The sequence below is a fragment of the Paracoccus saliphilus genome, from assembly GCF_028553805.1.
GTDB lineage: Bacteria > Pseudomonadota > Alphaproteobacteria > Rhodobacterales > Rhodobacteraceae > Paracoccus > Paracoccus saliphilus.
The window spans coordinates 4,056,009-4,081,055 of the sequence record NZ_CP067140.1 but is presented as its reverse complement, the minus strand read 5'-3'; the positions used below and the strand labels follow the sequence as shown (position 1 = coordinate 4,081,055).

The window sequence follows — 25,047 nt, the reverse complement described above, 5'->3', positions numbered from 1 at the left end:
CCTTCCCTTGCTGGCCGTCGGGCGAAGCTTCCGGGTGCCCGGCGGCACTGTTCTGTTCGTGAAAAACATCATGTGTTTGCCCTGCCGCTTTGACGACAGTGCCGCCCGGGCATCACTGTGCCGCTGCTCCTTCGCTCCATGCCGCCATCGCCTTGTCGACATCCATCCACATCAGTTCGAAGATGTGGCCGTCGGGATCCTCGAAGCTGCGGCCATACATGTAATCGCCCATCTCCTGGCGTGGGGTTGGATCGGCCTTGGCCCCAGCTGCCATCGCTTTTGCCAGGGTGGCATCGACAGCCTCGCGACTATCTTCGCTGAGGCAAAGCAGGGCTTCGACCTGCGTCTTGGCGTCAATGATCTGCTTTGATGTGAAATCTGCAAAACGTTCGTGGCTCAGCAACATGATCGTGATCGTTTCCGAGAAGACCATCATCGCTGCCGCGGCTTCCTGGCAAAAGCGCTCATCCTTGGTGGCGCCGATTGCCTGATAGAAGGCAACGGACTTTTCCACATCGGCGACGGGCAGGTTTACAAAGATCAACTTGGGCATTTCGGGCCTCCCTGATTTTCGAGATTCGGTATTTGACGAGGATTCCTTGTTAAGTTATAAAACACAATACAAAAGTTAATAAAGATAATTAAAATGGTGAATCGGCAATGAAACGCTGGTATGATGACGCATGTGGCACGGCATTCGCCTTGGAACTGATCGGAGAGCGTTGGGCGCTGCTGGTGGTGCGCGAACTCATGTTCGGGCCGCGCCGCTTTGGCGATCTTCGTGCCAGCCTCAACGGAATCAGCGCCAATGTGCTGACCCAGAGGCTGGCAGGGCTGGAGCAGGCAGGGATTGTCCTTCGCCGCAAGCTGCCGCCACCCGCATCGGTGTGGGTCTACGAGCTGACGCCTTGGGGCTATGAAAGCGAGGAAGCGATCAAGGTGCTAGGCCGATGGGCGGTCAGGTCGCCCGCGCATGACCCGACATTACCCCTGTCGGAGGCATCGTTGATGCTGTCCTTCCGTACGATGTATGCAGGGGGGATCGAGGCCTTGATCGGTTTCCGTATGGGGGAAGAGGGATTCATCGCGCACGCCAACCGCAACGAGATCGCCATTCGCCGGGACGAGCCTGAGGATGTCGATTTGATATTCAGCGGATCCCCCATGGCGATCGCTTCGGTCGTCTATGGCGGTCGTCCGATCAGTGATGCACAAGCCTCTGGTGATCTGCTGCTGGAAGGAAGCCATAGCTTGGCTGAGGATTTCGTGAAGCTATTTCCTCTGCCGCCAAAAATAGACACGATGTGACCACCTGTTGCATCGCCTGCACTTGCATCCGCAATTCGAGGTGATTGCAGGGAAGATGCTTGGATTGGCGAGATCGACGAGAACTGAAGTCGTGCGGGATGGATTGGGTGTCAGATGCGTCACTAATATCCACGTCGTAAATCGACCACACCCCGCAGCGCCTTGCCCTCGCAGTGGCGGCGGACATTATCGGCGATGTTGTCGATAAAGGCCTCTATCCGGGTGATGCAACCGATATGTGGTGTCAGAATGATCCGGGGATCGCTCCAGAACGGGTGCCCGGAGGGAAGCGGCTCGGGCTCTGTCACGTCGATGACGGCGGCGCGCAGCCTGCCTGCATCGAGTGCGCCGATCAGCGCCTGATGATCCAGTTGTTGTCCGCGCCCGACATGAACAAGGGCGGCATCGGGTGGAAGCCGTTCGAAAAGATTGCGATTTAGGATACCGCGCGTTTCGTCGGTCAGCGGCAACAGGCAGACGAGTATGTCGGTCTGATCGAGAAACGGTTCCAGTCCTTCAGGCCCGTGAAACGTGGTGACGCCCTCGATCCGCTTGGGGTTTCGCGACCAGCCTGAGAGCGGGAAACCGAAAGGAGCGAGGGCGCGTAATGCACCTTGTCCCAATTCGCCCAGCCCCATCATACCTATGCGTCTATTTCGGGCAGGTGGCGGGACAGAAATCTTTTGCCAGACGTGCCGCGCCTGCTGGTCGATATAGCCGGGCAGATCCCGATGCAGGGCCAGAACCGTCATGGTTACATATTCCTGCATCATCGAGGTCAGGTCGTCATCGATGATCCGCACCAGGCTTGCATACGGGGGCAAGCCCGCCTCGGTGAACTGATCCACACCGGCACCAAGCGAAAAAACGGCCTGCAAATTTGGATAAGCCGTGGCGATATCTTCAGGCACCATCCAGGTGAGCATGTAGCGGATGGAGGATTTGTCATAAGGTTCGTCGCCCAGAACAACCTGAATGTCGGGCAAAACCTCCTTGAAGCGGGCTTGCAGGAATTCGCCCCGTTCACGATCCATATTGGCAAGGAAAGTCATCGCGCCCTCATCGTCAGGTCGGCTCGGAACGCACGTCGAACGCGTCGCGCAATCCGTCGCCGATGAAATTGAAGCTGGTCACGGCAATGGTGATCGTGATCCCCGGGACGATCGCAAGCCATGGGGCGGAGTCCAGATATTGCTGCGCTCCGTTCAGCATGTTGCCCCAGCTGGGCAGTGGAGGCTGAATGCCATAGCCCAGAAAGCTGATATAGGCCTCGAGCAGGATCGCGCGCGCGACGGTCAGGGTTGCCGCGACGATGATCGGCCCGACCATGTTGGGCAGCAATTCGCGGAACATGATATGGGTATTGCTGAGCCCCAGCATCCTGCCCGCCATGACGAAATCCCTCTCGCGCAGGGATTTGACTTCGGCCTCGACGATGCGGGCAATCTCCATCCAGCTTGTGACGGCGATGATGACGGTGATCATGACCGGACTCGGATTGATGAAGGCCGCAAGCGCCAGCAGAAGGAAGATCGAGGGGAAGGCCAGGAAGGCATCGACAAAGCGCATCAATGCCGCGTTCACCCTGCCGCCGTAATAACCGGCGACAACCCCTATGACCGTGCCGATCAGGGTCGAGAGGATCATGGCGAAAAAGCCGACCAGCAGCGAAGTCTGGCCCGCAACCAGCAGCCGCGCCGTGATGTCGCGCCCCATCGGATCGGTGCCCAGGTAATGATCGCCGGTCAGGGGGGGCGAGAACCGCGCCCGCAAGTCTATGAACAGCTCGTCATAGGCGAGCAGATGCGGGCCGACGAAGCAGGCCAGTGTGAGCAACAGCAACATCGCCGTGCCAATGATCGCGAGCCGGTGCCGCATGAAACGCGACAGGGCGCGGCTGTTCCACCAGCGATGCGAGGGGGTGTCGAGCGTCGTTTCGGTCATCTTGCTTCCCTCTGGTCAACTCAGGCGAATGCGGGGGTCGATGGCGGCCGAGATCAGGTCGGCGATCAGGTTGCCCAGAAGAACGAGGATGGCCGAAAACATCAGCAGCCCCATGACCACCGGGTAATCGTTATATCCCAGGCTATCGAGGAACAGCCTGCCCATGCCGGGCCAGGTAAAGACGGTTTCGGTCACCAGCGCGCCGCTGAGCAGGTTGGGCAATTGCATGCCAGCCAGCGTGATCATCGGCAACAAGGCGTTTCCAACCACATGCTTCATCAACACCCGGCGCTCGCTGACGCCCTTGGCGCGCGCGGTCTTGACGAAATCCTGATTGATGACATCCAGCGTCGCACTACGCATGTAGCGGCTCCAGATCGCGATATTCACGAGGGCCAGAACGACGCTGGGCAGGATCAGGTGATGCAGGTAGTCAAGGAACGAGCCGTTGCCGATCTCGTACATGTTCCCGGCGGGCAGCCAGCCGAGTTCGAGCGAAAAAATATAGATGCCGACCAGCCCGAACCAGAATGTCGGGATCGAAAGCGCCACCATCGCGCCCACCGTGGCGACATAATCGAAAGCTGAATAACGGTGCGTGGCGCCGCGAATGCCGATCCAGGTACCGATGCCGATGGAAATCGCGGTCGAACTGCCCATCAAAAGAAGCGTCGCGAAAAGATGGCGGCCGATCACGGAAAGCACGGGCTGATTGTCGCGATAGGATTCCCCCCAATCGCCCTGAACCAGCCGCCAGACCCAATCGAGATACTGAACGGGCAGGGGCCGGTTCAGCCCCATCTGCTCGGCGATACGGTCGATTGTCTCCTGCGTCATGCCCGGTGTCAGCGCATATTGCGACAGCGGCCCGCCGGGGGTCAGGTGCAGCATGAAGAACCCGATCATCGAGACGATGATCAGCAAGACAATGCTTTGACCAAGGCGTTTCAAAAGATATCTGGCCATCGGTTATCCTGTGTGCCGGTCATTTGGTTGACGATGGGAGGTCCGGCCCCAGTAGGACAGAGGCCGGACATGGATGCCTGGAAAAGCGTCAGCTATCCCAGTAATAGGCCGCCGCATGCCAGGTATCGATGCGGGTATTGATATTCGGCACGATGCCCTTGATGCCCTCTTTATGGCCGCGGACGGTGGCATATTGGAACATCGGCAGCAGGGGCAGGTCGTCGCGAACGATCTCCTGCAACTGGTGATAGATCTCCTTGCGCTCTTCGGGCACGAAAGTGCTTGTGCCCTGTTCCAGCAGCTTGTCGACCTCTTCGTTCTGGTACTGGCCGGTATTCGATCCGGCACCGTCCTGCGCCGGTATGGCACCGGAATGGAAACGCACCGTCACATCGGCATCCGCCCCGGTGGTGAAGACGATCCCCACGATGACCGTGTCGAATTCCGAATTTGTCCAGTAATCCCCCCACATCACCGCAGGCGGCTTGTTCGAGATGGTCATCTCGACACCGATCTCGGCGAAGGTCTGCTGCATGAATTGCTGAGCCTGCTCCCGTAGATGGTTGCCCGAGGTGGTCGAGTTGGAGAAAGACAGCCGAACCCCGTCCTTTTCCCGGATTCCACCCGCACCCGGGGCCCAGCCTGCATCGTCGAGGATCTGGTTGGCCCTCTCGATATTAAATTCATGCTTGGGAAGGTCGGGATTGTAGAAAAAGGACTGCTGCGGCAGATAGCTTTCGGTCGGAGTCGGCAGGCCGTAATAAAGCGCGTCGATGATCGCCTGTTTGTCCAGTGCCGCGTAAAGCGCCTCGCGCACCGCCTTATCCTTGAACTGTGGCCGCTCCATGTTGAGGAACAGGGATTCCACGGTCGGTGAGGGAACGACCTCCACCACTTTTCCGGGCAGCGATTTCGCCTCTTCGTAATTATCCGGAGTGATGTATTGGGACCCCGCGATGTCGATATCGCCACTTTTGAACTGGGTATAGAGCACCGTCAGATCCGGAATGTACTTGTAGATCAACCGCTCGATATACGGGCCTTCGCCAAAGTAATCGGGGTTGGCGACCAACTCCAGATGGTCTCCCGCCGTCCGGCTGCCCCATTTGAATGCGCCTGTGCCGACAGGAGCCTGGTTGAAAGGTGCGTTGTTGCGATCCTCTTCGGGGCCGAGGATATGCTTGGGTACCATCATCGTTTCCACGAGGATGGCCATATAGGGGGCAAAGGGCTCTTCCATGCGCCAGGTGATTTCGGTCGGCGAGACGACCGTCAGGTCACGGACCAGATCATGCCCGGTGGTGCGCCAACTGCGGAACTCGGGATCCACCACCAGATCGAGCGTGAATTTAACATCCTCGGCAGTAAAGGGTTCGCCGTCATGCCATTTCACGTCATCGCGCAGTTTGATGCGCCATTCCAGGCCATCTTCGGACAGGCCGCCATTTTCGACGGTCGGAACTTCGGCGGCAAGCGCGGGGATGAATTCGCCCTCGGGGCTGATCCGGAACAGCGCGTCGAATAGCGAAAGCTGCACGCCGTCATCCACCTCGATCCGGGGCATGAGCGGGTTGAACACCGTGGGCTCCTGAGAAAAGCCGACGATGATCTGGCCCGTGGGGGAGTCGGGTTGCGCGGCCAGTGCCGTGCTGACGAACAGGTTCGGGGCGAAGAGCCCGGCGGTGCCGGCCAGCCCCATCATCTGCATCGTGCCGCGGCGGGTGATCCTGCTGGATGTCATCTTGATTATACTCCCAATTCGTTTCTGTTGCTATGCGGTTTGGTCAGCGCGTCCCGTGCCGGGAATGGCCGCGACAAGCTGCCGGGTATATTCATGCCGGGGTTGGTGAAAGATACGCGATGGCGGCCCCGCCTCGACGATCTTGCCGCTTTGCATCACCAGGATATGATCGCAAATCTGGCTGGCAATCCGCAGGTCATGCGTAATGAAGACCATACTGACCTGTGTCTCGCGCTGAATTTCGTCCAGCAGTTGCAGGATCTGCGCCTGAATCGAAACGTCCAGTGCGGACACGGCCTCATCCGCGACCAGAACCTCGGGATCGAACATCAACGCGCGCGCGATTCCGACACGCTGGCGCTGCCCGCCGGAAAATTCGTGCGGATAGCGGCCATAGGCTCCTGCATCCAACCCGACCTGATTCAGGATGCGAAGCGCCTTTGTGCGAGCTTCCGACCGTTTCATCCCCTGCGCGATTGGTCCGACGGTGATGATATGCCCGATTGTCGAGCGCGGATTGAGCGAGGCGAACGGATCCTGAAAGATCATCTGGATCTTCGGACGCAAGGGCCTGAACTCGCGCTCGGACATCGGGGCGATATCGGTGCCGCGATAGACGATCCTGCCGCTGTCACTTTCCAGCAGCTTGATCAGAAGCCGGCCGAGCGAGGTCTTGCCCGAACCGCTTTCGCCGACAAGACCGAGGGTCTGCCCGCGCTTCAGTGTAAAGCTGGCATCGGTCACGGCACTGACGACCCGCTTGCGTCCCAGCCATCCGCTGCCGCTGGTATAGGTCTTGTTGAGGTTTTCAACCGATATGACGGTGTCGTCCTGACCGGATACGGCGGCGGGCCTGTCGGGTTGGCCTTCCCCGATCAATTCTGGGACGGCCGCGATCAGGCGCTTGGTATATTCATGCCTGGGCGCGGTGAAAATCTCGTTTGCTGGGGCCTGCTCGACGATCTCCCCTTTTTCCATGACGATGACCTGGTCCGCGATCTCGGCCACCACACCGAAATCATGGGTGATGAACATGACGCTCATTCCCTTGCGCTTCTGTATATCCAGAATCAGCTCGAGAATTTGCGCCTGCGTCGTCACGTCCAACGCGGTGGTCGGTTCGTCGGCGATCAGGATATCGGGTTCGAGCGCGAGAGCCATGGCGATCATCACCCGCTGCCGCTGCCCGCCCGACAGCCGGAAGGGATATTGATGCAGCATCAGCGCCGGATCCGGCAGGCCCACTTCCTCCAGCAGTTCAAGCGCCCGATCCGTCTGCGATTGCCGGGTTCCCGCGCCATGCGCCGCCATGGCTTCGGAGATCTGGTCGCCAACCGTCATGAGTGGGTTCAAGGCCGATAACGGGTCCTGGAAAATCATCGAGATCGCCCGCCCACGAAGGTCGCGCAGGGAATCCTTGTCGAGTTTCAGAAGATCGTCGCCCTGGAACCGAATTTCACCAGACGTCACCCGGATCACGTTCGGCAGCAATCCCATGATGGTATTTGCCGTCACCGATTTCCCCGAGCCCGACTCGCCGATGACGCAGAGCACCTTGCCGCGCGGCAGGTCGAAGGACACGTCCTTCACCGCATATCTGCGCTCCATCCCTGTCGGGAGCTCCACGGTAAGGTTACGTACGGTCAGCACCGGTTCGGATCGCGGGCGCTCGCCGGCGGTATCAGGTTCAGGCCGCACTCAGTCCCCCCTTGGCTGATATTCATTATTGAAATCAATATAAGGTTATATTGAAAAAAATGGCAAGCAATCAGATTTTTCTTGCAGATTTCAGTATTGTCATTGAAGATTTGGAAGAATATTTTCATCATTGAACGCGTTGCCGGGTATTCGACACAGCTTTCGAGTGGGAGCCCGGCTGTCAGGGATATTAAAAGCGGGTGCCTCATGACCCAGGATGAAACAGGTGATGCCGAAAGCGGCTCTTCGCGGCCTGTCGGCGCCACCTTTCGGCATCTGCGCAAACAGCAGGGAATCTCGATTCAGGAGCTTGCCCGGAGATCGGGCGTTTCGGTCGGGATGATCAGCCAGATCGAACGGGATTTGGCCAACCCTTCGATGCGCGTATTGACCGCGATCCGACGCGCCTTGAACATTTCGATGCAGGCGATGTTCAGCGACGATCAACCGGATCTCCGCGAAGAGCCGCCTTTCGTGCGCCGGGCTGATAATCGACCGTTCATCGACCTAGGCACATTGCAGAAAGAATTGCTCACATCGGGCGGTAATCACAATCTGCAGATCATGATCCTCACGATCGCGCCGGGTGCGAGTTCCGGGAATACGGCTTTGAGTTACCCGGCGGAAAAGGGCGGCCTCGTGCTTGAGGGCGAACTTGTCCTGTCGGTGGATCAACGCGAGGCAAGGCTCAAGCAGGGCGACAGTTTCGTTTTCGACAGCGCCCTTGAACATGGCTTCCGAAACGAAGGCGATCGGCCCGCCCGCATTCTGTGGGTCATCGGCGCAGTGCAATTCGACCGACATCTTTGAGCAGAGGGCAAAGACATGACACTGACCGCGGACGGCATGAAGACCACACCCTACTGGTGGGATGCCGCCCCGCCGCAACCACTGCCCGAGAAGCCGATTGAGAAATCCGTGGATGTCGCCATTGTCGGAGCCGGATACGCCGGGCTGACCGCCGGGCTGACGCTGGTGCGGGCCGGGCGCTCGGTTGCCGTATTCGACCGCCAGCATCCGGGCGAGGGGGCGTCGTCACGAAATGGCGGTATCACCAGTGGCAGTATCCGCCCCGACCACCAGACCCTACTACGCAAATTCGGTGAAGCCCGCACCATGGCCATCGAACGGGAGGGAAAGCTTGCGCGAGAGCATCTTTACTCCTTCCTGAAAGAAGAGGGCATCGAATGCGATTTTCAGCTCTCGGGGCGTTTCGGAGGGGCAATCGGCCCGCAGGATTACGAACAGATGTCCCGCAACGCCGAGAAATTACGCCGAGATTTGGGAATCGAAGCCTATGCCGTGCCGCAGGCCGAGCAGCATGACTATATCGGAACGGATTTTTTCCGGGGCGGCGTGGTGCGCATGGATATCGGCGGGCTGCACCCGGCCAAGTTCATTTCGGAGTTGCTGCGCGTGGCACAGGCCGCGGGGGTCGTGATCCACTCGGATACTGCCGCCACGAACATCGACCGGGATGGTCGGGAGTTCATCGTCCGAACAAGCCGCGGACATGTTCGGGCGCGGCAGGTTCTGGTTTGCACGAATGGCTATACCGACGAAGCCAACCCGTGGTTGCGCCGCCGTCTGGTTCCCGTGCGCAGTCGCATCATCGCCACTGAAGAGCTGTCCACCGAACTGATGGCCCGGCTGATGCCGCGCCAGATGATGCTTGGCGATACGCGTACTTTGGGTTTCTATTTCCGGCCCTCACCCGATGGTAAGCGCATTCTGTTCGGCGGGCGCGACGGCACCTATAATGACGATCCGTCCAAGCCGGTTGCCTATCTGCACGGGAATCTGCTCGAGATTTTTCCCGAACTGCAGGGTACGCGGATCTCGCATACATGGTTTGGTAATGTCGCCATGCATCGGGATATGATTCCGCGAATTTTCACCCGCGACGAGATCGTCTATGCGACAGGTTTCTGTGGTTCGGGCGTAGTTTGGGCACCGTGGATCGGGCGGTGGGCGGCGTTGAAACTGCTTGGCAAGGAACAGGACAATCCGTCGGCTTTCGATTTTCGGGCGCCAGCCTCTATCCCGTTTTATCGTGGCAAACCGTGGTTCATGCCTCTCTTCATGGCGCTATACAAGGCGCGGGATCGCAAGAAGATGCGTCGCGAAGGGCGTATCTGATCGGATCGGCCGTCGATCCCCCCTGATCGGAAATGGCAAGCTATGAGCATTGATGCTGGGGGTTGCGGCAAGCAGATCTGTCGCTGTCGAGCAAATGGTACTGTTGCAAAGTTCGACTTTGGTGTGGATCGTGGGCTTTCGGACCGAACTAGCCCGCTAGGCGGGCGAAGACCTGGAAGGGCGAACGGTTCTCGTTGGCAGACTGCCCCTTGCGGATCATATGGGCAGTCTCGATTCCGGCCAACGTCGCTACGGCAGAATGGAACGCCTTGAAGCCCATCATCGGGCCGTCGCCGGTGAACTTCAGGATGACATTGACCGCTTGTAAGCCGGCCAGGTTGGCGCCACTCTTGTCGATCACCACCCGGTCCGGAGGGCCGTTGCTGGCGATGGCCTTTCTGAAAAAAATACGGCGCGCAGCAGGCAGGTGTCGGCGTTCCGACAGCATGAAATCCAGCGTTTGCCGGTCACGATCAATGGCGCGATAGGGATAAGTCCATTTGCCACGAACCTTGATATAGGTTTCGTTAGCCCGCCACGACTTGGCCGTCACCCGTTTGGAGACTTGGGCACGACCGGCAAGCAGCGGCGCATATTTCACCACCCAGCGGTTCAGGGTGGCATGGTCAACCTTCACGCCGCGTTCGGCCATGATCTCCTCAAGATCACGGTATGAGACCAGATAACGAAGGTAGAAGAAGATGGCGAACAAGATTACGCTCTTTTGGTACTGTGGGCCCTTGAACGATATCGCCATCCCAAGTCCTCGCTTCTCTGCTCAGTGCAATCTGCACTTATAGCCTCGTTGGGGCAGAGCCGAAATCTGCGACACAACCCTGCATAATCCGGTCAGGGAGTAGTCAACTGCACGTAGCGCCAACTTGTTGTGCCCTTCTTCTCTAGCGTCTCCACAGCATGGAATGGGTCAGCCAAGGCTTTGGATTCATCATCTCCGATTGTCTCCTTCAACGTATATTCGATTCCTATGTTTGACGCCCATTGACCATAAGGCACGCTCCTTGCGCATGAGTGAATACAAGATTTCGTAAGAATTCCGTTGAATTGATTGGTAGACCGGTCAGTTCACTCAACTTACCGTGGTTGCTGCTTGATCCAATAGAGATATGTGATCCGCCGCGGGTTCGGGTTGCCGCGCTGATAGTACTTCAGTGATGCTGCAACGATGGTTTCGTCGTTTCGATTATATGCGCTAGCACTACTTTGGCAGATTTTTCTCACCCGCTGCGATACGCCTTTCGCAATGAGGGCATCGAATAGGCGGTGGACGCTCCAGGATATCGAGGATTGCTTGCCTGACGGCTGGCATGGTTGGTTGTGGGGGTGGTCCCGGGACTCTTTTTCCCCCGTCCCGCAGCCTTGAGGCGGCGGGATTGGAGGAAGGCGTAGGCGATCATCGTCATCAGTGCGTGTCGGTGAAGACCCGTCCAGGACCGCCCCTCGAAATGATCGAGACCAAGCTCTTCCTTGAGTTGTTGATGCGCCTGTTCGCAGATCCATCGGGCCTTGACGGTAGCGGCGAGCGTCTTGAGGCAGGTGTCGGCTGGCAGGTTCGAGGCGTAATATTTCCGTTCGCCGGTCGCACGGCGTTCACCGATCAGCCAAACCTCCTCGTCACCAGGCATAGCCTGCACACGGCCATCCGCCATGCGATGCCGATAGCCATCGGCGATGCGGACACGGATTGCGGCGAACTGGCAATTCAACCTGCCTTTGGTCCCACGCCTCCAGCTGACCTTCCGCCATTTCTCGTCCTTCAGCATCTGTTCAGCGGAAACGGCCACGCGGTCGGGGAGGTGATATTTGCGGCGGCGACCGCGTCCCACCTCGGGAAAGACCAGCCCGACATCCGCCGGATAGACGTTCTGGCGCCGCGACAGGCCGACCGCCCATGCAAGGCCGCGCTCGCTCAGAGACTGGCGGAAAGGCCCGCCCGATCCGTAACCCGCATCGGCCAGCACACAGCCGAAGCGGACGCCCGCATCCCTCACCCGGTCAATCTCCTCGATGGCAATCTCAGGTTTACTCAGGGCCGCTCGCCGATATTCCGGCACCCGGGCTCGGGCCATGCGGTCGGGATCGTCGGTCCAGACTTCCGGTAGAAACAGCCGCAACCCCACCGCCACCGGCACCTCGCGCGACGCCAGTGTTACCGAGACCAGCGACTGGCAATTCGCGGTCTTGCCCAGCGAGGAGGCATATTGTGGCGCAACCCCAACCGAGCGTTCGCCCTTCTTCGGCAGACAGGTATCATCGATGACCAGAAAGGCCTCCGCGCCGCCAACCAGCCTGTCGGCCTCGGCCAGCAAGGCCGCTTCCAGCGGCGCGCTGTCCCAGACCCCGTCGGCGATGAAATGATGCAGTTGGTCATAGCTGACCGCCCTGTCCCGCTCGGCCATCGGCTGCACGCTCTTGCGATCACCCGGGCCGATCAACCCGGCAACATAGGCCGGACACATCCGCCCCCGCGTCTTGTGCCCAAGCCCCGCAATAAACGGTGCCAGCCATGTCTCCAGATCGTCCCGCCAGTTCTCCATAATCCGCCAGCCTCCCTCAAAGCTGGCTCCCTATGAATCACCCAAAACACCTCCCGTGAATCCGGAGATTGTCGTATCAGCAAAAATCTGCCAAAGTAGTGCTAGGGTCAGGATTCATAACCAGAAGATGACGGTTGCTGCGAGGGCGATGGCTGAGAGGAAGACCTTGGGACAGCGGTCGTAGCGGGTCGCCACGCGCCTCCAGCCCTTGAGCCTGCCAAACATGATCTCGATCCGGTTGCGCCGCTTGTAGCGTCGCTTATCGTATTTGACGGTTGTCTTGCGTTGTTTTCGGCCAGGGATGCAGGCGCGTATCCCTCTGTCTTTCAAGGCTTCTCGAAACCAGTCGGCGTCGTAGCCGCGATCCCCGAGCAGCCATTCGACATTCGGCAGGCTGCTGAGCAGTGCCCGCGCACCGATGTAGTCACTGACCTGACCGTCGGTGACGAACAGGTCGAGCGGGCGCCCCTGGCTCTCGCAGATGGCGTGCAGTTTCGTGTTCATGCCGCCTTTGGTTCGACCGATCAGACGACCACGCCCCCTTTTTGACGGCCATGCCGGTCGCCGTTCGATGAGCCTTCAGGTACTTGCACAGGTTCACTCGAACGCATGGCGTTCGCCTGCTCACATCGATCATCACGGTCTTCTCTTCGGCGTGCTCGGCGGCGAGACCCGAGATCATGCGCGCGAAGATGCCTTTCTCGCTCCAACGCTTCCATCGGCTGTAGAGCCAATCGGGGGCTTTCGCGGCCCCACCGGGGGCCACGGTCCCCCTCATATGTGCGGACCGTAGGCTTCGGGGGCGTCCCGCCATCGCAAACCATTGCGATTGATGAAGATAATGCCGCTTAAGACGCGCTTGCCATCAACCCGAGGCTTGCCGTGCGACTTCGGGAAGAAAGGCGCAAGCTTGGCCATCTGCTCGTCGGTCAGCCAATACAGGTCGCTCATGTCACCGCTCCGTTTTTCGAGCCGTGAATCATGCAGCGCAGTGAAAATCAATGCATTCTGACCCTAGTTCTTCGAACTGGGTTCATTCCGTCCCATGGCACGGATCGAGGGCGGTCAGCATGGTTTCGTCAGGACCATCCTCGAACCGTTGCGGCGTGCTTCGCGGAAACTGCCAACTAGAGCGTATCCGGTTCTCGCTGAATTGATTTTGGATTCCCGTTGGGACGTATCTGTGCTTCAGAATCCATACTGGTGCTGAAGTCCGGCATGGACGTCGAAACCCTGTTCGAATGCCAGCTGAGCGCAGTGTGGACGTCAGCCACGACACGGTCTGGCGGTTCCGGTGTGCCTGCAGGTCCATAATGGCATCTAATACAATGCGCTCCATAGAGACCGTGTCCCATCACTCTGCAGCGATTGGTGGGGTAACCTCGGGCGGGATCGGGCAAGAATAAGGGAATTCGGCCAGATGCTCGTGATGTGCTTTGATTGCGGCAGCGCGCAGGGTGTCGTTGCGCAAAACGGTGCAGGCGGTAGCGGCCATTACCTTGGCGGCGTGGATCATGCCCTTATGGGCCGCAGGCGATTTCCCCTGTGCCGTTTGCTGCCATGTATGCAGCGGTGTGCCAAGGGCGCAGGTGGCGACGCGGGCCTGCACAAGCGGCACCGCCCAGCTGACATCGCCCAGATCGGTTGATCCCATCGCCGCTGCCTGGGCTCGGTCCAGTGGCGCAACAAAATCGCAAAGCGGCAGATCGTAATCCGGCTTTCGGGAAATTTGCGCGAAGGCGGCGGCGATATCGGGCCGTGAGAGGGTTTTGCGGATTTCCCTGGCGTATTCGACATCTTCGGCGTCGAAGGGCACCGGGCCGAGCCGGTCGAACTCGGCCTGCATGGCCTCTTTCAACGGGTGATTGCTGATCAGGTTGGAGACAGCGGAAAAGACCTTGAAACTGACCTCTGTGCCGCTCATCAGGGCGGCACCCTGGGCGATATTGTTCACGCGCTCCACCAGATCCTTCAGGCCTTCGAGATCGGGGCTGCGGATCAGTTGTCTGACCGTGGCCTTGGATTGCACGACATTCGGAGCAATTCCGCCGGCATCGAGATACGCATAATGCACGCGAGCGGCATCGGGCATATGTTCGCGCATGTAGTTGACGCCGATATTCATCAACTCCACCGCATCCAGCGCCGAGCGACCCAGATGAGGTGCGCCAGCGGCGTGCGCTGCCTTGCCGGTGAAGGTGTAGTCGATGCGGGTATTGGCCAGGGAATGTGCATCATCGACGCAGTTGTAACTGGCCGGGTGCCAGCTGATGGCGATATCGACATCGTCAAACAGCCCGTCGCGGACCATGTAGGTCTTGGCGGCGCCGCCTTCCTCGGCCGGACAGCCGTAATAGCGGATGCGGCCCTTGATCCCTTCGGCCTCAAGCCAGTCCTTGACCGCGGTGGCGGCCTGCATTGCCGCCGAACCGAGCAGGTTATGGCCACAACCATGCCCAAAGCCACTGTCGTCGATCATTCTGGGCTCGGCGATGCCCGGTTCCTGGCTGAGGCCGGGCAGGGCGTCATACTCGCCCAGAATCGCGATCACCGGCCCTTCGTTACCGGCCTCGCCGATCACGGCTGTCGGGATTCCTGCGACGTTTTCCTGGACGCGAAAGCCCTGCTGGCGCAGCATGTCCTTATGTGCGGCGCAGGAACGGGTTTCGGTATATGCGATCTCGGGCGTGTCGAATACGGCATTCGCAAGACCGATAAACGCCTCGCGCTTGGCATCGACATGGGACCAGATCGGGTTTTCATTGTTCAGGGAAGTCATGGTTTTCTTTCTTTCGTATCAGGCCGCATCGTTGAGGTGGCAGGCCGAGAGGCGACCGGGGGCAACCTCCTTGAGGGCCGGGACCTCTTCGCGGCATCGGGCATGGGCATGGGGGCAGCGCGGGTGGAAATGGCAGCCTCGAGGCGGGTTTAGCGGTGAGGGAATTTCTCCCTTGATCGCCGAATAGGTTTTCTTGCCGGTCTCGAATGTCGGGATCTCCGATACCAGCGCTTGTGTGTAGGGATGGTTGGGACGTGCGATCAGGTCCTGCGCATCGCCCAGTTCAATCAGCCGCCCCAGATACATCACCGCGATCCGGTCCGATATATGCTCGACCACGCCCAGATCGTGGCTGATGAAGAGATAGGTCAGGTCGAATTCCGAGCGCAGTTTGACAAAAAGGTTCAGCACCTGCGCCTGGATCGACACATCGAGAGCGGCGACGGACTCGTCACAGACGAGGAAATCCGGCTTCACCGCAAGTGCGCGGGCGATGCCGACTCGGGCTCGCTGGCCGCCGGAAAATTGGTGCGGGTAACGCTTACCCATCGCGGGATCAAGCCCAACCTGCCCGAGGATGTCCTCGACATAGGCTGCCGTTTCGCGGCGCGTGGTGATGCCGTGGACGCGCGGCGCTTCGCCGATGATGTCACGCACGCGCAGGCGTGGGTTGAGCGAGGACATCGGATCCTGAAATACCATCTGGATGTCGAGCGCGGCCGCGCGGGCCTCGGCGCCCGTCATTTCCGCGACATCCTTGCCGCGGAACAGGATGCGGCCCTCGGAAGGTGTCAGCAGGCCGGCGACCATGCGGCCGAGGGTGGATTTGCCGCAGCCGGATTCGCCGACCAGCCCCATCACCTCGCCAGTACTGATCTGGAAACTGACGTTATCGACCGCATGGACGGTTTGAGGCGCGATCGATGAGCCGAGCATGCGGGCGGTTTTCTCGGCCATGTCCAGCTCTTTGGTGAAGCGTTTGGAAAGCCCGTCAAGTGCGATGATCGGTGTTTGGGTCATGCGCTGACCTCCGCATGGGGATGGATACAGCGCACATGCCTGTCGGTCCCGATGACCGGGTCGAGCCCGGGTTCGGTCTGGCAAGCGGTATCGGCACGGGGGCAGCGCGGGTTGAACTTGCAGCCAGAGGGTAGTTTGAGCAAAGAGGGCGTCATGCCCTTGATCTGTGTCAGCAGGGTGCCGTGCTGTTTGCCCTTCGGCACGCTTTCGATCAGCCCTTTGGTATAGGGATGCATTGGGGTGGAGATCAGGCTGGCGGTCGGGCCTTCCTCGATGATGCGTCCAGCATACATCACTGCCAGACGGTCAGCGAGGCCCGAGACCACCGCCAGATCATGGGTGATCCAGATCAGGGCGGTGCCGGAATTGGCGCAGAGCTGCTGCACCTCGGCCAGTATCTGCGCCTGAATGGTGACATCCAGCGCGGTCGTGGGTTCGTCGGCGATGATGAGATCGGGCTTGTGCAGTAGCGCAATGGCAATCGCGACGCGCTGGCGCATCCCGCCCGAGAACTGGTGCGGATAACTTTGCAGCCGTTCATCGGGGGCAGAGATGCCGACGGCGGTCAGTGCCTCGCGGGACCGTTCCAGCGCCACTCGGCGCGAGACATTCTCATGCGCCAGGACGGTTTCGACCATCTGGGTGTCGATGCGCAGCACCGGATTGAGGGTCATCATCGGATCCTGAAAGATCATCGCGATGCGCCTGCCACGTAACTGCCGCATGAGGGGTTCGCCGCCTTTGACGAGGTCCCGTCCGTCGAACAGGACCTGCCCCGAGACGATGCGGCCCGGCGGATCGACCAGGCCGAGGATGGAAAAACCGGTCACGGATTTGCCCGAGCCGGATTCACCCACGAGGCCAAGGATTTCACCGCGATCCACCGACAGGCTGACGCCGTCGATGGCCTTGGCGACCCCGTCGCGGGTGAAGAAATGTGTGCTGAGATCGGTGATTTCCAGGAGCTTGCTCATTTTTGCAGCCTCGGGTTGAGGACATCACGCAGCCGGTCGCCGACCAGGTTAAGGCCGATGATGGTGAGAACCAGCGCAATTCCGGGGAAAAGGCTGATCCAGTAGCGCCCAGACAGCAGGAAATCATACCCGTTGGCGATCAGCAGGCCGAGAGAGGGTTCGGTGATCGGGACGCCGACACCGAGGAACGACAGTGTGGCTTCCAGCGCGATGGCTTGGGCAATCTGTACTGTGGCGACCACGATCAGCGGCGGCACGCAATTCGGTAGCAAATGTCGAAACATGATGCGGCGATGCGACAGTGCGAGGCAGCGCGCGGCATCGATGTAATCCTTGCGTCGCTCGACAATGGCGGAACTGCGTACGGTGCGGGCGTAATAGGCCCATTGCACGATCACTAGTGCTAGGATGACCTTGTCCACGCCGCGTCCGAACAGGGCCAGCAGGATCAGCGCGATCAGGATCGCCGGAAAGGAGAGTTGCAGATCTACGATGCGCATGACGAAAGCATCGAAACGGCCGCCGAAATAGGCGGCGGCGACACCGACGATCACGCCGATACTGATGGCGATACCGAGAGAGACAAAGGCCACCAACAGGCTGATGCGCAGCCCGTACATGATGGCCGACAGCATGTCGCGCCCCTGTGTATCGGTGCCGAGCCAATAGGTCATGCCGGTCCCGAAGCTCTGCTCGCCCGGCGGCAGGCCGCCATCCATGATATCCAGTTGAGCCAGTGCATACGGGTTTTGCGGTGCCAGCAAAGGGGCTGCAATAGCGATGATCGCCACGAGGATGAACAGGGCGAGGCCAAGCACGGCGACCTTGTCCTCGACAAATTCCTTGAACACCCTTTTCACTGGATGGTCGATCTTGGCCGGGATGGCAGCAGGCTGATCCGAGGACATGTTCATCCTTTCATCTCCGACAGGCGTACGCGTGGATCGAGGATCGAATAGAGGATATCGACGAAAAGGTTGATCGAGACGATGATCAGCACGGTCAGCATCAGGTAGGCCACGATCACTGGCCGGTCGAGCAGGTTGATCGAATCGATCAGCAGCTTGCCCATGCCGGGCCAGGCAAAGACGGTCTCGGTGACGATCGCGAAAGCCACCATGGAACCAAGTTCCAGTCCGATGATGGTAATGACCGGGATCATGATATTTTTCAGGATATGCACCATGACGACCCGGCGCGACGAGATGCCCTTGGCGCGGGCGAATTTGACGTAATCCTGATGCACGACCTCGCGGGTGTTGGCGCGGGTAAGGCGGATGATCAGCGACATCTTGAACAGCGCCAGATTGACGGCGGGCAGGATCATATGTGACAGCCCGTCAAGGGTCAGGAAGCTGACTTGCATGCCCAGGAATTCTGTCGTCGTGCCGCGCCCGCCAGCGGGCAACCAGCCAAGCAAAACGGCGAAAACCAGGATCAGCAGCATCCCTTGCCAGAAGTTGGGCAGGGAAAAGCCGAGGATCGAACCGCCCATGATCGTGCGTCCGGCAACACTGTCGGGGCGCAGGCCGGCCCAGACACCAAGCGGCACACCGATACCGACCGACAGGATCAGCGCGGTCATGGCCAGTTCCATCGTGGCCGGTAGCCGGTCGAGGATGACATCCACCGCCGGACGGCCAAATACGAATGAAGTGCCCAGATCTCCCTGAAACATGTTGACCACGAAAATGCCAAACTGTTCGTAGAGCGGCTTGTCGAGGCCGAGGCGCTTGGTGGTGGCGATGACTTCAGCCTGTGTGGCTTCGGGGTTGATCAGTACATCCACCGGATTGCCAATGGCGTAGACACCCAAAAACACCAGCACAGCCATAGCCGCGATGGCAAGCAGGCTCTGGCCGAAACGGCGTATGAGATAGACGATCATCGGGTGCTCCGCAGAAGATTGGATCGGAGGGGCCGCAGCCCCTCCACCGGATTACTCAGCCGGTTTGACCTCACTGGCGAGCGTGTACTGATCCACGCGCGGCTCGTAGCTGAGATCGGACTTCATGGCCCAAACCGTTTGCTCGTAATGCAGCGGGATCAGCCCGTGATCGTCCAGCGCCAGCGTTTCGGCCTCTTGCAGCAGCTTTTCACGCTCGGTGTCGTCAATGGTGGACATTGCCTGCTTCAGCAACTCGTCCATTTCCGGATTGGAGTAGCGTCCTGCATTGGTTCCGCCGAGACCGGCTTCCTCGTCATAGGTCGCCAGCAGCGCCTTGAGCGGGTTGGACATCTCGCCTGACGATGCGCCCCAACCGGCCATATAAAGCGGGAATTCCAGGTTGTTCCGGCGCGAGAAGAACTGGCTGGCTGTCATTGCATCGACCGTGGTCGTGATGCCAATCCGCTCCAGCATCTGGGCCACGGCCTGCGCGACCTGTTCATCGTTGATGTAACGGTCATTCGGGGTGCCGAGGGTGAGCCCGAACCCGTCGGGATAGCCTGCCTCTGCCAGCAGTTCCTTGGCCCTTTCCGGATCATAGGAATCCACCGGGCGTTCGGTGGTACCGAACATCGGCGGCGGCAACAGTTCGCCTGCGGCAACGGCATAGCCGCCCATGATCCGGTCAACGATGGCCTCGCGATTGATCGACAGCGAAATCGCCTTGCGCACCTTGGCATCCATCAGGGGGTTCTTGCCATCGGTGCCGGTGATGTCGGGGGCATCCTCAAGTTGTTGCATATGCAAATAGATGATCCGATTGGAAAGGGCGTCAACGATCTTGAAACCGGCATCTTCAACACGTGACACGTCCTGGATCGGCGGCGATTCGATCATGTCCACATCACCCGCCAGCAGCGCCGCGACACGCGGGCCGTTGCTGGTGATCGGACGCAGCGTGACGCTTTCCCAATCGGGGGCGCCGTCCCAGTATTCATCGTTGCGCGATAGAACGATCTCGGCACCGCGGGTGTATTTCTCCAGCTTGTACGGTCCGGTTCCAACCGCGATGTCAGGCGAATTGAAGGCCGGGGCTTGCGGAACATCGCCCATGCCTTCGCAGTTTCCATCCTGTGCGTATGTTACCTGATCTTCGACGCCAAGAGCATCGGCAGACAGGATTGGCAGGCTGGCGAGTTCAGTGGGGAGCAGCGGGTTGGCCTTTTCCGTCTCGATGATCAGCGTGTGGTCACCCTCGGCGGTCATGTTGGCGATTCCGCTGGTATAAATCGTGTATGGGGAAGGCGAGTTTTCAACCAGCGGAATGCGGCAGAAGCTGTAAATCACGTCACGGGCGGTGAAGTCGCTACCGTTGTGAAACTTTACACCGTCTTGCAGAGTGAAACGCCATGTCGTGTCGTTCTCGGCCTCCCATTCACTGGCGAGTCCGGGGCTGACTTTCTGAACAGCGTCCTGTTTCGTCAGGGCTTCGAAGATATTCAATGCGACCTGAATATTCGTCGAAAGCTGGTGAAACTGCGGATCCATAGAGGTGGCTTCGGATTTCAGGCCGATGGACAATTCCTGTGCATTTATGGCGGTTCCGCTTGCCAATAAAACTGCGAGCAGGGAAATTGATCTTAGTTTCATGGGTGATCCTTCCTGTTGTGGCTCCCTGAAGTTCTCGAGATTGCATGATCCAGGGTTGGAAGGCAGGCTATTATGAGTTTACAAAATGTCAATCATTACAATCTATGCATTTTGATCATAGGCTGGTGGGTGACATGAATGGCGAAGAACCAGATCGGCGCAAGGTTACGCTGCGCGAGTTGGAGGTGCTGCAGGCGCTGATCCAGACCGGCACATCAATCAGCGCGGCGCGGGAGCTCGGGATTACCCAATCAGCGGTGAGCCGACGTTTGGCACAGCTGGAAATGCGCCTTGGCTATCCACTTTTCGGTCGCGAGGGCGGGCGGTTGGTGCCGTTGGTAGAGGCGCTGACCATCAGTGAACAACTAGCGCCCATATTCGCCGCGCTGGAGCGCATCACGGTGCCTCGCAGCGCAGAGCAAAGCTATCAGGGCCACCTTCGGATTGCCGCGCCGCCAACTATTGCCCACCGGTTCCTGCCCGGACGGATCGCCGATTTTTGCAAGCGGCATCCGCAAGTTGCGGTCAATTTCGAAGTGCTGGCCAGCGATAGCCTGATCACCAGCATCGCCGAATGCCGCAATGATGTTGGGCTGACCGATACGATCCCCGCGCATGACGGCATTCGATGCGAACCTTTGCTGAAGACGCGTACGGTCTGTATCCTGCCGGCAGAGCATCGATTGGCAGCGCAGACGGTGATCCGACCGGAGGACCTGGAAGGCGAGGCCTTTATCGGCATCGCCCGTCGGCATTCCAACCGGGTGGCCGTGGACAAGGTTTTCGAGCGGGCGGGCGTAAGCCCGCAGGTGCGGGCAGAGGCGGCGACATCGGTATCGATTGTCGAATTGGTGCGAGCCGGGCTGGGGGTGTCGCTGGTCAACCCGTTTCCGATCGTGCACCAGTTGGGGGCCGGGGTGGTGGCTCGCGCTTTCGAGCCCGAGATTGCCAACACCACGCAGTTTCTGCTGTCTTCAAGTCAGGCACCTACGGCGGTGACACGGGCCTTTATCGAGGCAATGAAGGCAGAAATTGAAACGACGGCTTATCAGGTGTGAAGGGCCCAGTCATTGATGCCGTGGATGATCGACTGCGCCTTGGCGGCACCTTTACCTTGCAGGAAGGCACGGGCAAGAACTCCGAGACCGGCGACAGTATCTCGTTGAACGGCCTTGATAATGTAACCGTCCCCCGATGGCAGTGGAACTGCCCGAGGGCAAGATCCTTGCCTTCTGCGGTCCCAATGGCAGCGGAAAATCGACGATGCTTCGCGTGATGCGGGGGGCTGCATGGCGTCGGTTTCGGCATGGCAGAGATCGAGGTAAACTTGTCGCCTCCTGACTGAAGAATGATCTGGCGCGCGAAATCGCAATGCTCGGGCGATCCCCAAGCACTCCGGATGCGCTGACGGTCCAGGAACCGGTTTTCGGCCCTTCGCCGTAGATCACAAAGCGTTCGATAAAGCACTCGACGCTACCGAGATCACCCATCTCGCCGATCATCCTATTGGGAGCCTGTCGGGCGGACAGTCGCAACGCGCCTGAATCGCGATGACACTGGCGCAGGAGCGCATCGCACAGGTATTCGGAATTGAATGTAGGATGATTGCTGTCGATGGCTTCGATAATCCTATCATCGTACCGCTATCCGTGGCGCGCGAATATGGAAGATGATCACACCCGTTTCATGCCCCGATGGGCTCCCCCCCTCCTCCCGAGAATATCAGCAACTGTCGCAAGAGAGCCAAATCCTGAACAGAGCTCGCTCAGGTCAGGCCTTAAGGTGCAAGGTCACCAGAACCTTGGTCGAGGCGCCATCGGGCATTTGGGTTCGAAGGCGGAGCCAATTGCCGAAATGAGCTATTCGTGCCACGGCAAGCCCATCCTTTTCGGCGGGCATCGTCAGTGTGCTGCCTTCAGGGAGCCAGCGTATGCCGTCGGGAGAGATCTCGATGACTGCCTCTGGCTGTGTCCCGACCGGGGGCTTGAGAGCGCGGACGAACAGCACCGCCTCGCGGGCCCAGCCTGCCTCGTAGGGTTCGGTGGCCGCTTCGCCGGTCCAGGTCTCGTTACGCGCGAGGATGGCGGTGATATTTTCCGGCAGCATCAGAAATCCCCCGAAATGCAAACTGAATCGACATAGAGAAAGGCGCGCTTGGCGACATCCGTCTCGGCGAAAAGACAGAAATTTAGCATGCACCACAGGTTCTTCATGGCGGGGATGCGCATCGGCTCGAAGCCCGAGATGTCGAATTCACGGTCATTGCAGCGAAAGCTTGTCGCCCGCATATCGGCGAGGTCGAAATCGAAACGGATGTAGTTCCAGTTCACCTTGGTCGCGATCTCGTTGTAGCAAAGGCGTTGATCGCCGTTCGGCAGGTCTTCCCATCCGTCTGGCGCAAGGTGGTAATGTGTCGCCGTCTTATCGGTGTCGCCCAGCTTGCGCATCTCCGAGATCTGCGACTTGAACTGCCATTTCTGCACATGCTCGCCGTTTCCGGCATTGAGAAAGCGCATATGCGGCATGACCCGCTCGACCCCATGGTCGCGGTCGCCGCCCTGAAGGTCGAAGAGGAAACCGAAGGATCGCACATCGGTATCGCCCAGTTTCAGTTCTGTCGCCTCGGGCTTGAAGGTGACATAGGCCTCGAAACGGATCGGTCCGCGTTCGCGCATGGCCAGCCGCTTGATTGCCACGTTCTGCGCGCCGGGGCGGGGACGGGTGGCGATCTTCAGCGCATAGGAACTGTCGACTCCGCCATGCGAGCCCGCGTCCCAATGGCCCAATGTCGAAAGCATCGCTGAGGTGTGCTGTGCATAGCCCGGAAGCATGCTGTCCAATGTGTCCTCGTAATTGCCTACCAGTTGCGACCAGCCACAATGCCCCCGCGAGAAATCGTCATGACTGATGATGCGCCGCAGCGGCTCGAACCGGCTGAGCTCCGGGTTGGACAGGCGCATAGCCCTGAGCAGGACGGCTTCGAGATCGTCGGTTGGCGGGGCGTTCAGCATATGCGTCTCCATATATGCGTCTCCATGGGGTCTGTCATTCAGGGCTGCGCAGGCGGGCGACCGCGTCCCAGTTGATTTCGAGCCCCAGGCCGGGGCCTTGCGGGACATCGAGCGTGCCATCCTTTTGCCGGATGCAGCCGGGGGCGAGATTGGCCAGTTCGGTCTTGAACGGGCTGCGGTCGCCTTCGCATTCCATGATGCGAAAGGCGGGCATGGCGGCGGAAAGATGTACCGAAGCGGTCTCGCAGACGATGCCGGACATACCGATATGCGGGGCATAGCCAAGATCGAAGGCCTGTGCGAGTTCGGCCATCCGCCGGGTCTCGGTGATGCCCCCGGCGCGGGCCACGTCGGGTTGCAGGATGGACAGCGTGCGGTTCGTGACCAGCCGTTTCGTCTGATCGATCGTGAAATTGCTTTCTCCGGCGGCGAGCGGCACGTCGCAGCGGCGGCGCAATTCCTCGTAGCCCTGCTCGTTCTCGGGGGCGAGCGGCTCTTCGAACCAGACGTAACCGCAATCCGCGAGAGCTTGGCCGACCTGAACCGCCTCGTCGAGGTCATAGGCCCAATTCGCATCGACGCAGAGCGCGATATCGTCGCCGGCCCGCTGTCGCATGAGTTCGATCCGGCGGCGGGCATCCTTGACCGGGCGGGCCATCTTGACCTTGATCTGCCGGAAGCCCTGCGCGATGAGCGCGTCGAGTTCCTCTTCCATTTGCGAATCTTCGCGCCAGTTGACGGCGGCGGCATAGACATCGATGCGTTCGCGCCCAACTCCGCCCAGCAATGCGTGGATCGGCAGGCCCGCGATCTTGCCTAGGATGTCCCAAAGCGCGATATCGACTCCCGAGATCGCCTCGATCAGCATTCCGCCTGTGCGACCCGACAGGGCCCGGCGCATGGATGCCCAATGCGCGGCAATATTCTGCGCCGCCTGCCCCATAAGTCGGGGTTTCAGCGATGTCTCTATCAGTTCAGCATAGGCGCGTGGTGCGAAACGGGCCAATGTCTCGCCGATGCCCGTGATCCCCGCGTCGGTGCGTATTTCCACCAGCACGATCGAAACTTCGGAATAGCTGCCCCACGAGGTGATGGTCGGTTGCGGTAGCCGCTGTGTCAGCGGGTGGGCGATCACATCGGTGATGCGGATCTCCGGTTGGCTGCCGGTGGTCATATGGCCGTCCTCCTTGCCGGATTTGCCGTAAGCGCCGTGGGCCGGCGGGCAGCGAATGTCACTGGCTTCCCGGATGGCTGCGCTGGCATTGCGTAAATCCTTGACTCCCTGAAATTGCCGATTGTGTAACGTTATCCTTCCAACTAAGCAACCTATAAACATAGTTGCTATGTAGGCGATGCCATGTTACCCAATGGCGG

Annotated in this window: 22 protein-coding genes and 1 pseudogene; 5 read left to right on the top strand and 18 right to left on the bottom strand. The window is 59.5% G+C overall.

Annotation, left to right across the window (positions count from 1 at the left end; genetic code table 11):
• Positions 1-112: 112 nt before the first annotated feature.
• Complete coding sequence (locus tag JHX88_RS19585; protein WP_076528843.1) at positions 113-553, bottom strand: VOC family protein; 441 nt, start codon at positions 551-553, stop codon at positions 113-115.
• A gap of 107 nt (positions 554-660) precedes the next feature.
• On the opposite strand from JHX88_RS19585, the gene JHX88_RS19580 reads away from it, so the two are divergent.
• Positions 661-1,308 carry a winged helix-turn-helix transcriptional regulator gene (locus JHX88_RS19580; RefSeq protein ID WP_076528845.1) on the top strand — a complete coding sequence of 216 codons (648 nt, stop codon included), beginning with the start codon at positions 661-663 and terminating at the stop codon, positions 1,306-1,308.
• Positions 1,309-1,430: 122 nt separating this feature from the next.
• Here the strand turns inward: JHX88_RS19580 and JHX88_RS19575 are convergent, their stop codons facing one another.
• From JHX88_RS19575 to JHX88_RS19555, 5 genes are all read right to left on the bottom strand, one after another.
• On the bottom strand, positions 1,431-2,360 hold the full coding sequence (locus JHX88_RS19575) for a 2-hydroxyacid dehydrogenase (RefSeq protein ID WP_076528846.1): 930 nt from the start codon (positions 2,358-2,360) through the stop codon (positions 1,431-1,433).
• A gap of 13 nt (positions 2,361-2,373) precedes the next feature.
• Positions 2,374-3,252 (bottom strand): ABC transporter permease, encoded by an 879-nt coding sequence (locus tag JHX88_RS19570; RefSeq protein ID WP_076528848.1) that lies wholly within the window; start codon positions 3,250-3,252, stop codon positions 2,374-2,376.
• A 15-nt stretch (positions 3,253-3,267) separates the two neighbouring features.
• Complete coding sequence (locus tag JHX88_RS19565; protein ID WP_076528850.1) at positions 3,268-4,218, bottom strand: ABC transporter permease; 951 nt, start codon at positions 4,216-4,218, stop codon at positions 3,268-3,270.
• Positions 4,219-4,306: 88 nt separating this feature from the next.
• Positions 4,307-5,959 (bottom strand): peptide ABC transporter substrate-binding protein, encoded by a 1,653-nt coding sequence (locus JHX88_RS19560; protein WP_076528852.1) that lies wholly within the window; start codon positions 5,957-5,959, stop codon positions 4,307-4,309.
• A 30-nt stretch (positions 5,960-5,989) separates the two neighbouring features.
• Positions 5,990-7,567 carry an ABC transporter ATP-binding protein gene (locus tag JHX88_RS19555; RefSeq protein WP_084203333.1) on the bottom strand — a complete coding sequence of 526 codons (1,578 nt, stop codon included), beginning with the start codon at positions 7,565-7,567 and terminating at the stop codon, positions 5,990-5,992.
• Between the two features lie 297 nt (positions 7,568-7,864).
• Between JHX88_RS19555 and JHX88_RS19550 the strand changes: the two genes are divergently transcribed.
• Both JHX88_RS19550 and JHX88_RS19545 read left to right on the top strand, forming a co-directional pair.
• Positions 7,865-8,467 (top strand): cupin domain-containing protein, encoded by a 603-nt coding sequence (locus tag JHX88_RS19550; RefSeq protein ID WP_076528855.1) that lies wholly within the window; start codon positions 7,865-7,867, stop codon positions 8,465-8,467.
• A gap of 15 nt (positions 8,468-8,482) precedes the next feature.
• Positions 8,483-9,796: an NAD(P)/FAD-dependent oxidoreductase gene (locus JHX88_RS19545; protein ID WP_076528857.1), complete on the top strand. Its 1,314-nt coding sequence runs from the start codon at positions 8,483-8,485 to the stop codon at positions 9,794-9,796.
• Between the two features lie 148 nt (positions 9,797-9,944).
• Here the strand turns inward: JHX88_RS19545 and JHX88_RS19540 are convergent, their stop codons facing one another.
• The 9 genes and pseudogenes from JHX88_RS19540 to JHX88_RS19500 all read right to left on the bottom strand — a co-directional run bounded on the left by JHX88_RS19540 (position 9,945) and on the right by JHX88_RS19500 (position 20,662).
• A complete protein-coding gene (locus JHX88_RS19540; RefSeq protein ID WP_076528859.1) occupies positions 9,945-10,553 on the bottom strand; it encodes an IS6 family transposase in 609 nt (202 codons plus the stop codon).
• A 478-nt stretch (positions 10,554-11,031) separates the two neighbouring features.
• A complete protein-coding gene (locus JHX88_RS19535) occupies positions 11,032-12,351 on the bottom strand; it encodes an IS701 family transposase (RefSeq protein ID WP_272848116.1) in 1,320 nt (439 codons plus the stop codon).
• 114 nt (positions 12,352-12,465) lie between these two features.
• Positions 12,466-13,302, bottom strand: a pseudogene (locus JHX88_RS19530) (IS5 family transposase).
• A gap of 403 nt (positions 13,303-13,705) precedes the next feature.
• Positions 13,706-15,130 carry a M20 family metallopeptidase gene (locus JHX88_RS19525; RefSeq protein ID WP_076528799.1) on the bottom strand — a complete coding sequence of 475 codons (1,425 nt, stop codon included), beginning with the start codon at positions 15,128-15,130 and terminating at the stop codon, positions 13,706-13,708.
• An 18-nt stretch (positions 15,131-15,148) separates the two neighbouring features.
• The gene (locus tag JHX88_RS19520) at positions 15,149-16,150 is read right to left on the bottom strand and encodes an ABC transporter ATP-binding protein (protein WP_076528797.1); all 1,002 of its coding nucleotides are present in this window, start codon (positions 16,148-16,150) and stop codon (positions 15,149-15,151) included.
• Entirely contained in the window at positions 16,147-17,124 is a 978-nt protein-coding gene (locus tag JHX88_RS19515) for an ABC transporter ATP-binding protein (protein ID WP_076528795.1), read from the bottom strand. The genes JHX88_RS19520 and JHX88_RS19515 overlap by 4 nt, the downstream gene beginning before the upstream one ends.
• A complete protein-coding gene (locus JHX88_RS19510; protein ID WP_076528793.1) occupies positions 17,121-18,038 on the bottom strand; it encodes an ABC transporter permease in 918 nt (305 codons plus the stop codon). Before JHX88_RS19510 ends, JHX88_RS19515 begins: the two co-directional genes overlap by 4 nt.
• Positions 18,035-19,012 (bottom strand): ABC transporter permease, encoded by a 978-nt coding sequence (locus tag JHX88_RS19505; RefSeq protein WP_076528791.1) that lies wholly within the window; start codon positions 19,010-19,012, stop codon positions 18,035-18,037. The genes JHX88_RS19510 and JHX88_RS19505 overlap by 4 nt, the downstream gene beginning before the upstream one ends.
• 51 nt (positions 19,013-19,063) lie before the next feature.
• Positions 19,064-20,662, bottom strand: coding sequence for an ABC transporter substrate-binding protein (locus JHX88_RS19500; protein ID WP_076528789.1), 1,599 nt, complete (start codon positions 20,660-20,662; stop codon positions 19,064-19,066).
• A gap of 134 nt (positions 20,663-20,796) precedes the next feature.
• Here JHX88_RS19500 and JHX88_RS19495 point away from each other — a divergent pair, with 134 nt between their 5' ends.
• Both JHX88_RS19495 and JHX88_RS22390 read left to right on the top strand, forming a co-directional pair.
• Positions 20,797-21,720, top strand: a complete 924-nt coding sequence (locus tag JHX88_RS19495; protein WP_076528811.1) for a LysR substrate-binding domain-containing protein — start codon at positions 20,797-20,799, stop codon at positions 21,718-21,720.
• Between the two features lie 136 nt (positions 21,721-21,856).
• Positions 21,857-22,003 (top strand): ATP-binding cassette domain-containing protein, encoded by a 147-nt coding sequence (locus JHX88_RS22390; RefSeq protein WP_084203327.1) that lies wholly within the window; start codon positions 21,857-21,859, stop codon positions 22,001-22,003.
• A 429-nt stretch (positions 22,004-22,432) separates the two neighbouring features.
• Here JHX88_RS22390 and JHX88_RS19490 read toward each other — a convergent pair whose 3' ends face one another.
• The 3 genes from JHX88_RS19490 to JHX88_RS19480 are packed head-to-tail and all read right to left on the bottom strand — an operon-like array spanning position 22,433 to position 24,847.
• Positions 22,433-22,768 (bottom strand): hypothetical protein, encoded by a 336-nt coding sequence (locus JHX88_RS19490; RefSeq protein ID WP_076528787.1) that lies wholly within the window; start codon positions 22,766-22,768, stop codon positions 22,433-22,435.
• The gene (locus JHX88_RS19485; RefSeq protein WP_272848115.1) at positions 22,768-23,685 is read right to left on the bottom strand and encodes a DUF6772 family protein; all 918 of its coding nucleotides are present in this window, start codon (positions 23,683-23,685) and stop codon (positions 22,768-22,770) included. Before JHX88_RS19485 ends, JHX88_RS19490 begins: the two co-directional genes overlap by 1 nt.
• Positions 23,686-23,707: 22 nt before the next feature.
• Entirely contained in the window at positions 23,708-24,847 is a 1,140-nt protein-coding gene (locus JHX88_RS19480) for a mandelate racemase/muconate lactonizing enzyme family protein (RefSeq protein WP_076528785.1), read from the bottom strand.
• Between the last annotated feature and the right edge of the window lie 200 nt (positions 24,848-25,047).

Excerpts from the sequence above, each read along its gene's own strand:
- JHX88_RS19585 (WP_076528843.1), bottom strand. The coding sequence starts at position 553 with ATGCCCAAGTTGATCTTTGTAAACCTGCCCGTCGCCGATGTGGAAAAG.
- JHX88_RS19580 (WP_076528845.1), top strand. The coding sequence starts at position 661 with ATGAAACGCTGGTATGATGACGCATGTGGCACGGCATTCGCCTTGGAA.
- JHX88_RS19575 (WP_076528846.1), bottom strand. The coding sequence starts at position 2,360 with ATGACTTTCCTTGCCAATATGGATCGTGAACGGGGCGAATTCCTGCAA.
- JHX88_RS19570 (WP_076528848.1), bottom strand. The coding sequence starts at position 3,252 with ATGACCGAAACGACGCTCGACACCCCCTCGCATCGCTGGTGGAACAGC.
- JHX88_RS19565 (WP_076528850.1), bottom strand. The coding sequence starts at position 4,218 with ATGGCCAGATATCTTTTGAAACGCCTTGGTCAAAGCATTGTCTTGCTG.
- JHX88_RS19560 (WP_076528852.1), bottom strand. The coding sequence starts at position 5,959 with ATGACATCCAGCAGGATCACCCGCCGCGGCACGATGCAGATGATGGGG.
- JHX88_RS19555 (WP_084203333.1), bottom strand. The coding sequence starts at position 7,567 with ATGGAGCGCAGATATGCGGTGAAGGACGTGTCCTTCGACCTGCCGCGC.
- JHX88_RS19550 (WP_076528855.1), top strand. The coding sequence starts at position 7,865 with ATGACCCAGGATGAAACAGGTGATGCCGAAAGCGGCTCTTCGCGGCCT.
- JHX88_RS19545 (WP_076528857.1), top strand. The coding sequence starts at position 8,483 with ATGACACTGACCGCGGACGGCATGAAGACCACACCCTACTGGTGGGAT.
- JHX88_RS19540 (WP_076528859.1), bottom strand. The coding sequence starts at position 10,553 with ATGGCGATATCGTTCAAGGGCCCACAGTACCAAAAGAGCGTAATCTTG.
- JHX88_RS19535 (WP_272848116.1), bottom strand. The coding sequence starts at position 12,351 with ATGGAGAACTGGCGGGACGATCTGGAGACATGGCTGGCACCGTTTATT.
- JHX88_RS19525 (WP_076528799.1), bottom strand. The coding sequence starts at position 15,130 with ATGACTTCCCTGAACAATGAAAACCCGATCTGGTCCCATGTCGATGCC.
- JHX88_RS19520 (WP_076528797.1), bottom strand. The coding sequence starts at position 16,150 with ATGACCCAAACACCGATCATCGCACTTGACGGGCTTTCCAAACGCTTC.
- JHX88_RS19515 (WP_076528795.1), bottom strand. The coding sequence starts at position 17,124 with ATGAGCAAGCTCCTGGAAATCACCGATCTCAGCACACATTTCTTCACC.
- JHX88_RS19510 (WP_076528793.1), bottom strand. The coding sequence starts at position 18,038 with ATGAACATGTCCTCGGATCAGCCTGCTGCCATCCCGGCCAAGATCGAC.
- JHX88_RS19505 (WP_076528791.1), bottom strand. The coding sequence starts at position 19,012 with ATGATCGTCTATCTCATACGCCGTTTCGGCCAGAGCCTGCTTGCCATC.
- JHX88_RS19500 (WP_076528789.1), bottom strand. The coding sequence starts at position 20,662 with ATGAAACTAAGATCAATTTCCCTGCTCGCAGTTTTATTGGCAAGCGGA.
- JHX88_RS19495 (WP_076528811.1), top strand. The coding sequence starts at position 20,797 with ATGAATGGCGAAGAACCAGATCGGCGCAAGGTTACGCTGCGCGAGTTG.
- JHX88_RS22390 (WP_084203327.1), top strand. The coding sequence starts at position 21,857 with ATGGCAGTGGAACTGCCCGAGGGCAAGATCCTTGCCTTCTGCGGTCCC.
- JHX88_RS19490 (WP_076528787.1), bottom strand. The coding sequence starts at position 22,768 with ATGCTGCCGGAAAATATCACCGCCATCCTCGCGCGTAACGAGACCTGG.
- JHX88_RS19485 (WP_272848115.1), bottom strand. The coding sequence starts at position 23,685 with ATGGAGACGCATATGCTGAACGCCCCGCCAACCGACGATCTCGAAGCC.
- JHX88_RS19480 (WP_076528785.1), bottom strand. The coding sequence starts at position 24,847 with ATGACCACCGGCAGCCAACCGGAGATCCGCATCACCGATGTGATCGCC.